The sequence below is a fragment of the Stutzerimonas nosocomialis genome, from assembly GCF_005876855.1.
GTDB classification, from domain to species: Bacteria; Pseudomonadota; Gammaproteobacteria; order Pseudomonadales; family Pseudomonadaceae; genus Stutzerimonas; species Stutzerimonas nosocomialis.
The window spans coordinates 1-15,635 of record NZ_QLAE01000020.1 but is presented as its reverse complement, the minus strand read 5'-3'; the positions used below and the strand labels follow the sequence as shown (position 1 = coordinate 15,635).

At 65.9% G+C, this 15,635-nt stretch carries 12 protein-coding genes; 7 read left to right on the top strand and 5 right to left on the bottom strand.

What is annotated here, in order from left to right; translation table 11 throughout:
* Complete coding sequence (locus DN824_RS13475) at positions 1-1,962, bottom strand: TonB-dependent receptor domain-containing protein (RefSeq protein WP_138408917.1); 1,962 nt, start codon at positions 1,960-1,962, stop codon at positions 1-3.
* A gap of 98 nt (positions 1,963-2,060) precedes the next feature.
* A complete protein-coding gene (locus DN824_RS13470) occupies positions 2,061-2,318 on the bottom strand; it encodes a type B 50S ribosomal protein L31 (RefSeq protein ID WP_138408916.1) in 258 nt (85 codons plus the stop codon).
* A gap of 333 nt (positions 2,319-2,651) precedes the next feature.
* Here DN824_RS13470 and DN824_RS13465 point away from each other — a divergent pair, with 333 nt between their 5' ends.
* Positions 2,652-4,721 carry an AsmA family protein gene (locus DN824_RS13465; RefSeq protein WP_138408915.1) on the top strand — a complete coding sequence of 690 codons (2,070 nt, stop codon included), beginning with the start codon at positions 2,652-2,654 and terminating at the stop codon, positions 4,719-4,721.
* Between the two features lie 92 nt (positions 4,722-4,813).
* On the opposite strand, the gene DN824_RS13460 is transcribed toward DN824_RS13465, so the two are convergent.
* The gene (locus DN824_RS13460; protein ID WP_138408914.1) at positions 4,814-5,053 is read right to left on the bottom strand and encodes a hypothetical protein; all 240 of its coding nucleotides are present in this window, start codon (positions 5,051-5,053) and stop codon (positions 4,814-4,816) included.
* Positions 5,054-5,225: 172 nt separating this feature from the next.
* On the opposite strand from DN824_RS13460, the gene DN824_RS13455 reads away from it, so the two are divergent.
* The 5 genes from DN824_RS13455 (at position 5,226) to ggt (ending at position 12,440) form a co-directional block, all read left to right on the top strand.
* On the top strand, positions 5,226-7,346 hold the full coding sequence (locus tag DN824_RS13455) for a TonB-dependent siderophore receptor (protein ID WP_138408913.1): 2,121 nt from the start codon (positions 5,226-5,228) through the stop codon (positions 7,344-7,346).
* A 1-nt stretch (position 7,347) separates the two neighbouring features.
* Positions 7,348-8,316: an ABC transporter ATP-binding protein gene (locus tag DN824_RS13450; protein ID WP_138408912.1), complete on the top strand. Its 969-nt coding sequence runs from the start codon at positions 7,348-7,350 to the stop codon at positions 8,314-8,316.
* Positions 8,313-9,539, top strand: coding sequence for an ABC transporter substrate-binding protein (locus DN824_RS13445; protein ID WP_138408911.1), 1,227 nt, complete (start codon positions 8,313-8,315; stop codon positions 9,537-9,539). Before DN824_RS13450 ends, DN824_RS13445 begins: the two co-directional genes overlap by 4 nt.
* Positions 9,536-10,603 carry a FecCD family ABC transporter permease gene (locus DN824_RS13440; protein ID WP_138408910.1) on the top strand — a complete coding sequence of 356 codons (1,068 nt, stop codon included), beginning with the start codon at positions 9,536-9,538 and terminating at the stop codon, positions 10,601-10,603. The genes DN824_RS13445 and DN824_RS13440 overlap by 4 nt, the downstream gene beginning before the upstream one ends.
* A gap of 163 nt (positions 10,604-10,766) precedes the next feature.
* A complete protein-coding gene (ggt, locus tag DN824_RS13435; protein WP_138408909.1) occupies positions 10,767-12,440 on the top strand; it encodes a gamma-glutamyltransferase in 1,674 nt (557 codons plus the stop codon).
* A gap of 109 nt (positions 12,441-12,549) precedes the next feature.
* Here the strand turns inward: ggt and DN824_RS13430 are convergent, their stop codons facing one another.
* Positions 12,550-14,004: an MBL fold metallo-hydrolase gene (locus DN824_RS13430; RefSeq protein ID WP_138408908.1), complete on the bottom strand. Its 1,455-nt coding sequence runs from the start codon at positions 14,002-14,004 to the stop codon at positions 12,550-12,552.
* 138 nt (positions 14,005-14,142) lie between these two features.
* Entirely contained in the window at positions 14,143-14,346 is a 204-nt protein-coding gene (locus DN824_RS13425) for an AbrB family transcriptional regulator (protein ID WP_138408907.1), read from the bottom strand.
* Positions 14,347-14,447: 101 nt separating this feature from the next.
* On the opposite strand from DN824_RS13425, the gene DN824_RS13420 reads away from it, so the two are divergent.
* Positions 14,448-15,338 (top strand): NAD(P)-dependent oxidoreductase, encoded by an 891-nt coding sequence (locus DN824_RS13420; protein WP_138408906.1) that lies wholly within the window; start codon positions 14,448-14,450, stop codon positions 15,336-15,338.
* Positions 15,339-15,635 lie beyond the last annotated feature (297 nt).

Sequence of the window (15,635 nt, the reverse complement as noted above, 5' to 3'; positions counted from 1 at the left end):
TCAGAAACTCAGGCTCACGCCAAGGTGGTAGGTCCGCCCCGGCTCGGCGAATGTGAAGTTGTCGGAGGTATCGCTGAACGCCTTGTCGGTGAGGTTTTCGATACCGCCGCGAATGCTCAGGGCGTCGGTGATGCGCTGGCTCAGCTCCAGGTGCCACAGGCTGTAGGCTGGCACCGAGCTGGCCGTGTTGCTGGAGTAGGTCAGCTGGCTTCCGACGTATTCGCCCCGCACCTGGGCGCTGAACGCGGCGGTCGGCGTCCACTGCAGCCGGGTGTTGGCCAGGTGGCGGGCGCGATCGCCCAGGCGCCGGTCGGCGCTACGGTCGATGGCGTCGAGGTAGGTGTAGTTCAGGTCCCAGCGCAGGTCGGCCGGCAGGTCGAGGCCGCCGCCGAGCTCCAGCCCGCGAATCCGCGCCTCGTCGACGTTTTCGTAGTTGCGCACTTCGCGGCCGCGAAGTCCGCAGCTCGACACGCACACCGTCTGGATCAGGCCGCGCACGTTGTTCTGGAACAGCCCGGCCGTGAGCGACCAGCCATCGGCCCGGTAGTCCGCGCTGAGTTCGTAGGTGGTGTTGATCTCCGGCTCGAGGGCGGGGTTGCCGTAGATGGTGAACATCCCGCCGCCGCCGATGGCCGAATAGCCCGGCGAGAGCTGCTTGAGCGACGGTGCCTTGAAACCGCGCCCCCCGCCGCCCTTGATCGTCAGCGCATCGTTCACGTGGTGGACCAGGTAGGCGCGCGGGCTGTTGTGCCAGCCGTATTCCTCGTGACGGTCGAAACGGTTGCCCAATACCAGCGACCAGGCGGGGTCGAATTCGATCTCGTCCTGCAGGAACAGCGCGCGGTGGATGATCCGGGCCTCGCCGGCCGTGAATCCGCCGTCCTCCAGTTGCTCCTTGCGCCACTCACCGCCGAAGGTGAAGAGATGCGCGCCGGCCAGCGGCAGGCTCAGGCTGCCATCGACGATGTCGTCGGTGAGTTCCTGGCGTGGCGAGGTGGGGACCACGCCATTGGTGTAGCGGTTGGTGCGCTCCAGCGTGTTGCGGTAGGCGCGCAGGCTGCTGCGGCCCCAGGACCAGTCGCCACTGTGGGCCACGGAGAAACGCTCGCGCTCGATGCGGTCACTGGACTCGTAGTCTCTCCCCGCCGCGCCGGCGCTGCGCGTATTGCGCCAGCGATCCTCCAGGCCGTTCGCGTAGCTGAAATCGACCCGCTGCGCCGTGTCGGGGGTCCAGCTCAGGGTCAGTTCTCCGTTCTGGGCGTCGCGCCCTTCGATCTCCGATTGCGTGGCGTTGCCGTGCAACGGCGTTTCCTGGCGCCGCCGTGTCTCGCCGCTCAAGGAAAGCCCGAGCACGCCGGGCACGAGCGGGCCGCCGGCGTAGACGCCCAGCTGGTGGGTCTGGCCGCCTCGACCATCCTCCCGCACGCCGCCATTGAGCTGCGCCGCGCCATGCCAGGCGTCCGTGGCCCGCCGCGTGATGACGTTGACCACGCCCCCGAGCGCCTCGGAGCCGTAAAGCGAAGACATCGGGCCGCGAATCACCTCGATGCACTCGATGGCCTCCACCGGCACCCAGCCCAGATCGAAGTCGGCGTGCGCGACGGCACCGGCCGCCGTGTTGATCCGCTGCCCGTTCACCAGCACCAGGGTGTGCTCGCTGTCCATCCCGCGGATGCTGACGCCGCGGCGCGTCATGCCGACCCCGGTGAACTGCAGCCCCGGCGTTCCGCGCAGCGCATCCTCCAGGTCCTGGACGGGCCGCATGCTCAGGTCCTCACGGCTGATGACGGTGACGCTCGCCGGCGCGTCGCCGAGCTGTCGCGCCGTGGCGGTAGCGGTGACGACCGTGGGTTCGAGATCCAGCACCTTTTCGAAGCCCAGGGCGCCCAGGGGCAACAGGGCGAGGGCGGACAGCAATCGGGCGGGTGTGCGGGCGGTGCGTAGGCGGGGACTGCGGAGCATCGAAACGTCTTCCGTGGCTTGGATAGGCGCGGTTGGCGCGAAAAAAAACGACCCGCTCGGCTATCGGAGCGGATCGTTCGGTGTCGTCTAGAAGGCGATCACTTCGTCGTGGCGAATCCGGCGAAGCGCTTGTTGAAGCCCGCGATGCGGCCTTCGGTTTTGGTCTGGCGCTGCTGGCCGGTGTAGACCGGGTGCGAAGCGCTGGACACGTCGAGCACGACGTAGGGGTAGGTGTTGCCGTCGCTGTGCCGGTGCGTGCGGTCGGTCTCGACGGTCGAGCCGATCAGGAAGTAGGCGTCCGCGGCGGTGTCATGGAACAGCACGGGGCGATAGTTGGGATGAATGCTCGGTTTCATAGGCAGCTCCTAATCCGTGTTCAGGGCGGCGATGGCCGACAGGTCATTGAGTCATACGTTATATCATAACAATTAGCGTGGCGAGTAGCGCTCTGCCGGGGACGGTCAGGTGCACGCCACACCACCCGCGGTGGCTGGCGCCGCGGGAGCGATGGGGCCTCTGTCACGGACCGGACCGATGAGCATCGCCTCGTCCGCGGGCGATGCTTAAGCTGCGACGCGAAACCGGCCGTCACCTTCCTGCCCAAGAAAAGGCGGCTGCCGGGGAGCGATCGGGCCCTGCGCCAGTCGAAAAACCAGCATGTTTACACACAGCCGAGCAGTGAGAGCGCGATGAGCCGAACCCGTGGCGTCCTTCTATGGTTCCTGGGCACCCTTGCCGTATTGGTCGTGGTGCTGGTCGTCTTCCTGGCAACCTTCGACTGGAACCGGCTCAAGCCCACCCTCAACGAGCGGGTGTCCGAAACCCTCGGCCGGCCGTTCGCCGTCCAGGGCGATCTCGACGTGCGCTGGCAGCGCGACCGCGAAGCACCTGGCTGGCGCTCGTGGTTTCCCCATCCGACCCTGACCGCCGAAGACATCACCCTGGGCAACGCCGAGTGGGGCCAGGCGCCTTATTTCGTCCACCTCGACAGTGTCGCGGCGGAGCTGCGCCCGCTGGCGCTGCTGGGCAAGCGCGTCAGCATCCCGGCCATCACCCTGGGCGGGCCGTCGGCGCACATCGAGCGACTCGATGACGGCCGCGCCAACTGGACCTTCGAGAAACTGGCCGCCAGCGAAGAGGGCGAAGAAGAGAAGCCCTCCGCCTGGGTGCTGGACATTGGCACCATCGGCTTCGACAAGGGCAGCGTCAGCCTCGACGACCAGATCCTGCGTGCGCAGGTGCAGGTGAACGTCACCCCGCTGGGCGAACCGGTGCCCTACAGCCAGATCATGGCGGCGGCGCAGGGCGAGGGCGCGCAAGAAGAGCAGGCGCAAGCGGCCGCGACCCAGGACTACGCCTTCGCCTGGAATGCGGAAGGGCGCTACGGCGGCCAGCCGGTCTCCGGCGAGGGTCGGGTGGGCGGCCTGCTGGCGCTGCAGGACGCGGCGCAGCCGTTCCCGCTGCAGGTCGACCTGCGTGCCGGCAAGACCCGGGTGACGGTGGAGGGCACCCTGAGCGATCCGCGCAACCTGGGCGCGCTGGACCTGCGTCTGCGCCTGTCCGGCGACAGCCTGGGCAATCTCTATCCGCTGATCGGCGTGACCCTGCCCGATACCGGTGCCTACTCCACCGATGGCCGCCTGCGCGCCGACCTGCAGGACCCGGGCGGCGCCTCCTTCCTCTACGAGGGCTTCAACGGTCGCATCGGCGGCAGCGATATCAGTGGCGATCTCGCCTATGTGGCCCTCGAACCGCGCCCCAAGCTGACCGGCGAGCTGACCTCCAACCAGCTGCGTTTCGCCGACCTTGCGCCGCTGATTGGCGCCGACTCGGAGCAGTCCCGCCAGGCGCGCGGCGCGACCCGCAAGCAGCCGGCGGACAGGGCGCTGCCGGTGGAGGAATTCCGTACCGATCGCTGGCGCGACATGGACGCCGACGTGCGTTTCGTCGGCAGGCGCATCATCCATGACGAGGCGTTGCCGATCCGTGACCTGAACGCCCACGTCGTGCTCGACGACGGCGTACTGAGCCTGCAGCCCCTGAGCTTCGGGCTCGCCGGGGGGCGTCTGGAAACCGACGTGCGCCTCGATGGCCAGCGCACGCCGCTGGCCGGGCGGGTACGGCTGGAGGCCCGTGCGCTCAAGCTCAACCAGCTGTTCCCGACGGTCGAGACCATGCAGAAAAGCCTGGGCGAGCTGAACGGCAATGCGGACATCCAGGGCACCGGCAACTCGGTGGCCGCGTTGCTCGGCAGCGCCAACGGCGAGCTGCGCCTGCTGATGAACGACGGCACCGTCAGCCGCAGCCTGATGGAGCTGGCTGGGCTCAACGTCGGCAACTACCTGGTCGGCCGGCTGTTCGGCGACGAAGAAGTGCAGATCAACTGCGCGGTCATCGACCTGGGCATGAAGAACGGCCTGGCCGAGCCCCGGCTGTTCGTGTTCGACACCGAGAACGCCGTGATCAACGTCACCGGCCGGGTCAACTTCAAGAACGAAAACATGGACCTGGACATCGTGCCGCGCTCCAAGGGCATCCGCATCATCTCGCTACGCTCACCGCTCTACGTCCGGGGCACCCTGAAGGACCCCCGCCCGGGCGTCCATGCCGGCCCGCTGGCGCTGCGTGGCGCGGGCATGATCGTACTGGGCGCCACCGTCGGTCCGGCCGCCGGCCTGCTGGCCCTGGTCGCACCCAGCGGTGGCCAGGCCGACCAGTGCGGTCCGCTGCTGGAGCAGGTGAGGAAGTTGCCGCGCTAGGGCCGCTCCGGGTTCGTAAAACGAAAAGCGGGCCACGGATGACGCTCCGCTGAAGCCAGCAGTCGCAGCCAACGGCGCCTTGCAGGCGGGGCTCACGCGCGAGTGTCGTTCGCCTGAGCCTCGGCCGCAGCCAGCTGGAACCAAGCCAGCACGGCCTGCAAGTGCGCGGCGCCGTACACCTCGGCGAATCGCTGCGTCTCGTATTCGTTGGGGTTGGCGAGGATTGCGAGGCGTCGGCTGATGTAATCGGCCGTCAGAGGGATGCCGCATTCGACGGTGATGCAGTGTCGCCAAACGGCATAGCTGTCAGGGATGGCGGGTGTGTTCTTCATGGAAAGTCCTTAGAGCATCGCAGGCGGCTGCGGGATTTACCTCTCTGTACGTCAGGCCTGGAGGCAGAGCGCGCTACGACTTGTGAACTTAGATGTTATAACGTAACTTTTCTACTTTCCATTATCTGAAGGGTGCGCTTTTCGCCCCGACGTCAGACGCCAAGAACAAAAAATGATCAATTCGACAGTATTCAATCGGCCTCGACTGCTTGCCGGTGCGTTCTCCCTCTGCGCTTGCGCGGCGCAGGCTCAAACCGCTCAGGAGCGTTTGGAGCTGAACGCGACGGAAGTGGTCGGGACCCGGGAGCGGGGTTATCGGGCGACGGTAGCGCCCACCGCGAACAAGAGCGATACGGCCGTCAAGGAGACGCCGTTCTCGATCCAGACCGTGACGCGGGAGCTGATCGAAGATCGCGGCGTAACGACCTTCGGCGAGGCTATTCGCACGGTGCCCGGGGTCACCAACCAGGTTGGATTCGGCGGGATGAACGATCGCTTCCGCCTGCGGGGCTTCGGGACGGAAACCAATCTGAAGAATGGTGTGCGCCGCGCCAACTTCGTGGCCATCGACGACCTCGCCAACATCGAGCAGATCGAAGTGCTCAAGGGGCCGGCCTCGGCGCTCTACGGTCGCTTCGAGCCGGGTGGGGTGGTCAATCTGGTGACCAAGAAGCCGCTGGCCGAGCAGCGAACCCAGGTCGACTTCAGCGCCGGGCGCTACGACTTCTATCGCTCGACGCTGGATACCTCGGGGCCGCTGGGTGACGACCTGGGTTATCGCCTGACGGCCGCCTGGCAGGACAACGGCAGCTACCGTGACTTCGTCGATAACCGGAGCCAGTTCATTTCACCGGTGCTGACCTGGCAACTGGCGCCGCAGACCTCCCTGACGTTCGAATTCGAGTATGCCCGCAAGGTCGCGGACATGGATCGCGGTTTCGGCAACCACCCGCTCTATCTGCGCGCGCCCATCGAGCGAAACTTCGCCGAGCCCGACACGCGTGCCAGCGCCATCAGCAAGCTGGCCTCGGTGGCCCTGGACCATGCGCTCGACGACAACTGGGACCTGCACGCGGCGGTGCAGGCCTCCGACGCGCGGCTCGATGCCTATTGGTATTCCTATGGCTTCCTCAACGGCGGCATCGGCGGCACGCCGGAAAACCCGACCGTGTCGCGGCGGCCTCAGCTCAACCACGATCGACAGATCGACGCCACGGCGCTGGTCGAGGTCAGCCGGCACTTTCGCACCGGCGCGATCGGTCATCGCATCCTGCTGGGCACCGAATACAGTCGCGATTGGTGGGACTACGACTCCGCCGTCGGCTCGACCAGCATCGTCGACTTCCACAACCCGGTGTATGGCACGCCGCCGTCGGCGCTCTCGCCCGCGGGTGAGGGGCGCTTCGTCAACGACTCCTGGGCGCTCTATGTGCAGGACGAGATGACCTTCGGTGACGAGGCGCGCTGGCGGCTGCTGCTGGGCGGGCGTTACGACCGTATCGATGCGTCGGCGATCGATGATTTCTACGGTCTCGAAGACCCTTCAGAAAAGAGCTTCAGCGCCTTTTCACCGCGGGTGGGGCTGACCTGGACGCCGGTCGATCCGGTCTCGTTGTATGCCAGCTGGTCGCGCTCGATGCGTACCGAACTGAACAACGGCATCCTGCACGGCGGCGAGCTGCCGTCACCAGTGAAGGGCGAGCAGTACGAGGTCGGCGCCAAGTTGAATCTGCTCGACGGCCGCCTGACACCGACGCTCGCCTACTTCGACATGCGCCGCAAGGATGGGCTGGTGTCGGACCCCAACGATCCGACCTTCACCTACAGCATCCAGGTGGGCGAGCAGCGCAGCAAAGGCTGGGAGATCGACGTTCCGTTCATGATCACCCCGCGCTGGCGCCTGCTGGCCAGCTATACCCGCCTGAACGCCACCATCAGCGACGACACCGACGCGGGCCTGGAGGGCAATCGCCTGGCCAACGCGCCCCGGACCAATGCCAGCCTTTGGTCCAGCTACGATCTGGTTGCCATCGCCCAGGGGCTCAGCATGGGTGTCGGCGCCAACTACGTGGGCGAGCGCGAGGCGAACAACGCCAACAGCTTCACGCTGCCGTCCTACACGCGCTGGGACGCCAACCTGACGTACCGATTTGGCCAGGCGCAGCGCTATCGCGCGCAGCTCAACGTGCAGAACCTGTTCGACAAGCGCTACTACGACTCCGGCGGCAGTTTCGTACCGACCTATCCGGGCGCACCGCGCACCGCGGTGTTGACCCTGGGGGCGACCTTCTAGGATGTTGCGCACCGAAGCATTGGGCGTCGGCTATGGCGGGCAGACGCTCCTCGGTCCCCTGGATCTGGAACTCAAGGCGGGGCGCATGGTTTGCCTGCTGGGCGCCAACGGCGCCGGCAAGTCCACCTTGATCCGTACCCTCACCGGCATGCAGCCGGCCACCGCTGGCCGGGTGCTGCTCGACGGAGTCGAACTGCACGCGCTCGGCGCAGCCGAAAGGGCGCGGCAGCTCGCCGTCGTGCTGACCGACCGGGTCGAGGTGGGGCTTCTGACCGGCTTCGAACTCGCCGCCCTGGGGCGCTACCCGCACTTGGGCTGGAGCGGGCGGCTGGGGCCCGCCGACCGGCGGCAGGTCTGCCAGGCGCTGGAGGCCGTCGACGCCATGGGGTTGGCCGGCAAGGCGGTGGCCGCGATGTCGGACGGCGAGCGGCAGCGGATCATGCTGGCAAGGGCATTGGCGCAGGCGCCCAAGGTATTGCTGCTGGACGAGATCACGGCGTTTCTGGATCTGCCCAGGCGCATCGAAGTGCTGCACCTGTTGCAGCGTCTCGCGCGCGAGCAACGGCTCGCGGTGCTGCTGTCCTGTCATGATCTGGACCTCGCCCTGCGTTGTGCCGACGTGCTCTGGCTGCTGGATAGCCAGCGGCAGATGCACGTCGGCGCGCCGGAAGATCTGGTGCTCGACGGCAGCCTGGGCAAGGCTTTCCTCTCATCCGGCCTGCGCTTCGACAGCGAGCGTGGCGAATGGGGCGTGACCCGCGCGGTCGGCAAACCCGTGCGGCTGGTCGGCGAGGGCCAGGCACGCACCTGGGCTTTACGCGCGCTGGAGCGGATCGGCTTCCATGAGGCGGGCACGGCAGCGCTGACGGTGCAGGTCGAGCCAGGCGTCTATCGCCTGCTGAGCGCGGGCCGCGAGCAGGCCTTCGCCCGGCTCGGCGAGCTGGTCGAAGCGGTCGAGGCGTTGCGGTGAGGTTCAAGTCTCTGCTGGTGATCGCGACCCTGCTGCATGCCGGTTGCGAACGCATGGACGCCCCTCCACTGGGGCAGTACCCCGCGCAGGCGGTCGGTGAGGCGCCCGCGCGCAATCTCGATGCGGCCTGCGTGGGCGATTACCGCGAAGGCGTCGACTACTTCCCCGAGCGCACCCGGTTCGACTGGTCCGGCCAGCTTTCAGTCGAGTACGCCGGGCACTACAAACGGGTGCGCTTCAGGCCGAGCGTGAATACCGGCGAGACGCTGAACATCCTGCTGGTGCAATGCGGCACGCCGGTACCCGAGCACGATGCCATGACGGTGGTGGTGCAGGTGCCGATCCGTCGTCTGGCCACCGGCAACTCGGCGATGCTCGGCGCGGCGGACGAGTTGGGCATCGTCGACCGGCTGGTGGGCATCGAAAACGTCCGGACCCCCACCGTCGAAAGCGTACGCCGACGCATCGCGCAAGGCGGTATCCAGGAGTTGTGGGGCTACGCCCATGCCAACATCGAGCCGATCATGACGGTCCGGCCCGACGTCTACCTGAGCTTCTATTCGGCGTATCCGCAGTTCAACCTGCACCCGCAGCTACAGCGGGTCGGTGTGCGCGCGCTGCCGCAGGCCGATCATCTGGAAGGCCATCCCCTGGGCCGCGCCGAGTGGCTCAAGTTCCTGGCGCTGCTGGTCAACCGCGAGGTCGAAGCCAACCGGCATTTCGCTCGGGTTGAACGGGAGTATCTGCACTGGCGGGACCTGGCCGCACAGGCACCGCAGCGCCCGGCTGTCATGGCTGGCTTTCCTTCCGGGCGGGACAGCTTCGAAGTCTTCGGCGCGCTGAACCAGCGCGCTCAACTGCTGGCCGATGCGGGGGGCGATTACGTGCTGTCGGGCCTGCGCAAGCACGGCAGTCTGTTGCAGCTGGGCTTCGAGGAAGTCTACGTCGCCGGCGCCGAGGCGCCCGTGTGGATCGGCGTCCAGTCCGGCCATGCGTCGCTGGCGCAAATGCTCGAGGTCACGCCCCGCGCCGCCTGGTTCGCCTCCGTCCGGAAAGGGCAGGTCTATGCCTTCGACAGAGGCTACATCGGCGCCTGGGCATCGCCGGCGCACGACAACGGCATGACCCGTCCGCACCTGGCACTCGCCGAGCTGGTGCAGGCGCTGCATCCCGACCTTCTCCAGTCGCCCGTACCACCCACTTTCCTGCGGCGTTTGCCATGACCGACTTCACTGCCGAGCTCGATGACCCGTCAACCCGACAGGCCTGGTTGCCCTACGTCGGACTTGGCCTGTGCGTCGCCCTGCTGTTCGTGGCCGAACTCAGCATCGGCGTGGTGGCCATTCCGCTGGAAGCCGTGATGGGCGCGCTGCTGGGGCAGGACGTGGGCGAGGTGTGGCGCAACATCCTGTTCGACTTCCGCCTGCCTCGGGCACTCAATGCCTTGTGCTCCGGGGCTGCGCTGGGCGCCGCCGGCCTGCTGTTGCAGACCCTGTTCCGCAACCCGCTGGCGGATCCGTTCGTGCTCGGCATCGTGCACAGCGCGCGGCTGGGGGCGGCGGTGTTGGTCACCTTCGCCGGCGTCGCCGGCAACGCGTTGCTGGTCCGTTTCGGCCTGCTCGGCGATCTGGGCCTCGCGCTCGCCTCGGTGGCGGGCTCGACCCTGCTGCTCAGTCTGCTGGCCGTGCTCTCGAGCCGGTTGAACGCCATCACCCTGCTGATCTGCGGGCTGATGCTGGGCTACCTGGCCGTGGGCCTGATCAGCGTGCTGATGCACTTCATCGACGAAAACCAGGCCCGCGCGTTCAAGGCCTGGGACGATGCCAGCTTCGCCGGCGCAACGGTAGACCAGCTGCGTCTGCTGATCCCCGGCGTGGCCCTGGGGTTGCTGGCGCTGGCAGCGCTGATCAAGCCGTTGAACGCCCTGTTGCTCGGCGAGCGCTACGCGGCCTCGATGGGCATGCCGGTCCAGCGGGTCCGGCGCTGTTCCCTGTTCGTCGCGGCCTGGCTATGTGGTCTGGTGACCGCCTTCTGCGGGCCGGTCGCGTTTCTCGGGCTGGTGGCGGCCCAGGTGACCCGGGGCCTTTTCGGCAGTGCCGATCACCGGGTGCTCCTGCCCGGCGTGGTGTTGACCGGTGCCGCCCTGGGGCTCGCGGCGGATCTGGTCACGCACCTGCCATGGAGCCGCCACGTCCTGCACCTGAACGCCGTCATCGGGTTGGTCGGGGCGCCTGTGGCGCTCTACGTCCTGCTCCGTGGAAGGCGACCGAGCGCAGAACTCAGCTGAGCCTTCGACGCGTCAGCCGCCCCCGTTCTCGAACGCCCTAACGCACGTCTGCAGTCTGCTGCGAGCGAAGCGGTCGTCGCCGCGTCTGTCGTCTATGTTGGATTGAGTACCGCCCCCGATCATCGCCGGGGAGGCCGCAATCACAACAAGAAGGATGAGCACGATGCGTTTGCTTCACATCACCCAGCTGACCCTTGGCGCGGCGATCGCCGCCACGAGCCACGTCGCCTTCGGGGCCGCCCTTGAAGGTGGCGCGGTCGCCGCGCCCGACGAGTACAGCGCCAAGGTCGCCGCTCAGGTGCTCCAGTCCGGCGGTAATGCCGTGGACGCCGCGGTGGCGGCCGCCTTCACGCTGGCCGTCACCTATCCCGAGGCGGGCAACATTGGTGGCGGCGGGTTCATGACCTTGTACGTCGAAGGCAAGCCGTACTTTCTGGACTACCGGGAAGTCGCGCCCAAGGCCGCCGGCAAGGCCATGTACCTGGACGACCAGGGGGAGGTGATCGAAAACCTGAGCCTGGTCGGCGCCAAGGCGGCCGGCGTGCCCGGCACCGTACTGGGTATGTGGGAGGCGCACCGGCGCTTCGGCAAATTGCCCTGGAGCGAACTCATCACCCCGGCGGTCGGCTATGCCCGCGAGGGCTTCACGGTGGCCGACCAGCAGTACCAGTACCGCGAGGACGCCATCGGGCTGTTCGACGGGAAGACCAACTTCGAAAATTACTTCGGCAGCATGCGATCGGGCTCCACCTTCCGCCAGGCAGAGCTGGCCGAGACACTGGAGCGCATCGCCGACAAGGGGCCCGATGACTTCTACAAGGGCAGGACGGCCGACCTGCTGGTGGCCCAGATGCAGCGTGACGGTGGGCTCATCTCCAAGGAGGATCTGGCCGACTACCGTATCAAATGGCGCGAGCCGATGCGTGTCGACTGGCAGGGCAACAGTCTCTACACCGCGCCGCTGCCCAGCTCCGGTGGCATTGCGCTGGCACAGCTGATCGGCATCAAGGAGCAGCGCGCCGCTGATTTCAAAGGCGTCGAGCTGAACTCGGCGCGCTACATCCATCTGCTCGCGGAGATCGAGAAGCGCGTCTTTGCCGACCGTGCCGACTACCTGGGCGATCCGGACTTCTCCGACGTGCCGGTGGCGCAGCTGACCGCGCCGGACTATCTGAAGCAGCGCGCCGCCGAGATCGACCCTTCGGCGATCTCCGAAACGGAGCAGGTGCGCCCCGGCCTGGAGCCGAGGCAGACGACCCATTTCTCGATCGTCGACGCACAAGGGAATGCAGTGAGCAACACCTATACGCTCAATCTGGACTACGGCAGCGGGGTAGTGGTCGAGGGCGCCGGATTCCTGCTCAACAACGAGATGGACGACTTCAGCGCCAAACCCGGTGTCGCCAATGCCTTCGGCGTGGTCGGCAGTGACGCCAATGCCATCGAACCCGGCAAGCGCATGCTGTCGTCCATGAGCCCGAGCATCGTCACGCGCGACGGCAAGGTCAGCCTGGTGCTCGGCACGCCGGGCGGCTCGCGCATATTCACCTCGATCTTCCAGGTGCTGAACAACGTCTATGACTTCGGCCTGCCGTTGGAGCAGGCCGTCGCCGCGCAGCGCGTGCACCATCAGTTGTTGCCCAAGGACACCATCTACTACGACGCCTACGCGCCGCTGACCGGTCAGGTCGCGGACGAGCTCAAAGCCATGGGCTACACGCTCGAGGATCAGGGCTGGCTGATGGGGGACATCCAGGCGATAGGTGTCGATGGCAACGGCCTGAAAACCGCCTCGGACCCGCGCGGGCGCGGCGTCGGCCTGGTGGTCAAACCCTGATGAGGTGACCTGGCCAAGTGAGGTGGCGGTCGGTTGTCCTGGAGGGCGACCAGCCTCCTGCGTAGGTTCTGGCGCTGGAAATGAATCATCCGGCGGCTTCGGCAGAGCACTAGGGGATGGTGACCTGGCCTTCCTTTCCCGCCTCCCGATACCGCGCCTTCAGGATGGCGGCCAGACGCTGCTTGGCCTGGGCTTCGCCATGGATCAGGCGGATTTCCTTGGGCCACTGCTTCATGCGCGTCACGAAGCCGACCAGATCGGCCTGGTCGGCGTGGGCGGAATAGCCGCCTACGCTGTCGATGCCGGCGCGGATGTCGATGCGCTCCCCGTCCAGGTCGACGAAACCGCCCTCCGGTCCATGGGTCTGGATCTCCCGCCCCGGCGTCCCCTTGCCCTGGTAGCCGACGAACACCACGTTATGCCGGGGGTCGCCCAGCATGGCCTTCAGGTAGTTCACGATCCGCCCGCCCGAGCACATGCCGTTGCCGGCGATGACGATGGCGGGGCGCGCGGTGTCGGCGAGGTGCTCGACGATGCGCATGTGCTCGTCGTGGGCGTCCACCCTGATGAGCTGCTTGAACGACAGCGGCTTGCGTCCTTCGTCCAGGCGATGCCGGGCGTCCTCGTCCCAGTAGCCCTGCAGCTCCTTGTAGGTTTTGGTGAATCGGCTGGCCAGGGGCGAGTCGAGAATGATGGGCAGCTGGGGCCAGTCGATATCGGGCGCGCCGTCCTTGCGCGGCTTTCCGGGCTCGCCATGCGTGCCGCTCGCCTCGGTCGACTCGGCCTTCTCGTGAAGGATCTCCTCCAGCTCGTACAGCAGCTCCTGCGTCCGGCCAATGCTGAACGAGGGAATCAGCACCGTGCCCTGGTCCGCCAGCGCCCGCTCGATGGCGGCCTGCAGGCGCTCGCGGCGGTGCGCGCGGTCCTCGTGGCGGCGGTCGCCGTAGGTGCTTTCCAAAATCAGCAGGTCCGCGCGCTCGGGTGGCACGAGGTCCGGCAGGATCGGCGAATGGGGTGCGCCCAGATCGCCGCTGAACACGACACGCATCTCCGGCGACGCGGGACCGCTCAGCTCCAGCTCGACATAGGCCGACCCCAGCACATGACCCGCCGGCTGCAGACGCACCTTGCAGGTGGCCGTCTCGGTCTCATGCAGGCTGAACCAGTGGTCGTAGGGCAGGGCGATGATGCGCTGCTCCACGACCTTGAGGTAGTGCTCCAGCTGCTCCTGATCCCGGCTGATGGAGAGACGGAACGCATCCTCCAGCACGATGGGCAACAGCCGGGCGGAAGGCTCGCTGCACAGGATCGGCCCGCTGAACCCCGCCGCCAGCAGGTTCGGAATACGCCCGACATGGTCGATGTGCACATGGGTCACGATCAACGCCTTGATGCCCTCGATGGAAAAATCCAGCCCCAGCGCGTCGCCGTGCAGCCCCTCGTCCTCCCCCTGAAACTGGCCGCAATCGATCAGCAGACTGCAGTCCTCGTCCATCCACAGCTGATGGCACGACCCGGTGACGCCTTCGCGGGCGCCGTGGTGAATGAGTTTCGGATGGGGCATCGGGTTTCCTTGGCGGGCGGGGCGATATCGAACCGCTGCTGATTCGGAGGGGAGGGAACAATGGTTGCCGTGATGCATCTTGGGCAACCGTGCGGTCGGCAGAGTTTCCAGCGTAGCGCTGATTCCGATGAGCTCTGTTTAGCGAGCGTGGTGGCGATTCGGTCTGCTGGCCCAGTTCTGGTAGATGGCTTCGGCAAAAATCATGACGGACACGAGACGGGTGATCGGCATTGCCGTCACGACGCCCACGCTCAGGTGCAAAGCTCCTACCATCAGATACATTTCGGTGCCGCTGCCGGGCATCATCGAAGGCGGCAACTCTTCGTAGAAACCCAGGCACATTCCTACTGAAGTCGCAGTCGATGACACTGCCCAAACGAGAAGGCTCACCGCATCTACAGCGTCACTCTCTTAAACCGGATTTTTGTATGAGGAACATGGACATGAACATCGCATTTGTGGGTTTAGGGCAAATGGGGCGTCCTATGGCGTTGAATTTGCTGCGCTCACATCCGGGCCTGGTCGTACATTCGCGCAGCGGGCGGTCATACGAAGAATTTCAGGGCCTGGGCGCGCGCGTCACTGATGATCCCAAGGTATTGGCCAACTGCGATCTGGTTTTTCTTTCACTTCCCGACGATGCGGCTGTCAGCGAGGTACTGTTTGGTGCCAGCGGAATAGTCCAGTGGATGCGCGCCGGAAGCACCGTTGTCGACACCAGCACGATCGGTTACACGAGAACGCTCGACATACAGCAGCAACTCGCTGCGGCCGGGGTCGATTTCATGGATGCGCCTGTCTCCGGTATGGCATCACGAGCGGTCGCCGGAACCCTGACGGCCATGTGCGGGGGCAGCGAGGACGTCTTCGCCAGAGTTCGCCCCGTTCTGAGCAGCATGGCGTCGCACATCGAACGCATGGGGGCGGTGGGGGCCGGTCAACTTAGCAAACTCGTCAATCAACTATTGTTCGATATCAACTGTGCAGCGCTGGCCGAAATCATGCCAATGGCCGTCAAGCTGGGGCTGGACGCGCAAAAAATCACAACCATCGTCAACGGCGGCACCGGGCGCAGCCACGCCTCGGAGTTCTTTCTCCCGCACATACTCAAGGGCGATTTTGGCAACGGATACCCCCTCAAAGATGCCTACAAGGATCTTGTCCATGGTGCGCAAATGAGCGTCCAGATGGGGATACCACTTCCTGTTCTGGCTGCCGCAACCGCCACCTATCAGGCGGCACTTCTGCAAGGCCATGGTGGCGACGACAAGGGAGCCATGATCAAGGTTTACGAGCAGTTGCTGGGGGTCCAGTTCCGCTCGCAACAACCCTAAGGGCTTGCCGATGCAAGGCTCCCCGATAGCGACAGACGCTCGCAGCGGGTGTCGTTGGTCCGCTGAACGCTATCTGGGAGGCGGCCCGGTATTTACGGGCTTCTTTCAGGCATAAAAAAAGACGTCCTGAGACGTCTTTTAAGGATTGGTGGAGCCGGGGGGATTTGAATCCCAAACTTCAATATCCCGGCCAAATCAAGGCTTCAGCGCATTATGCAAGAAACCTTGATTTGTTGGATTGCTCACAGTGAGCGCGAGTATATGAACCTTTCGAGCCTTGTCAAGCATCGCAGTCAC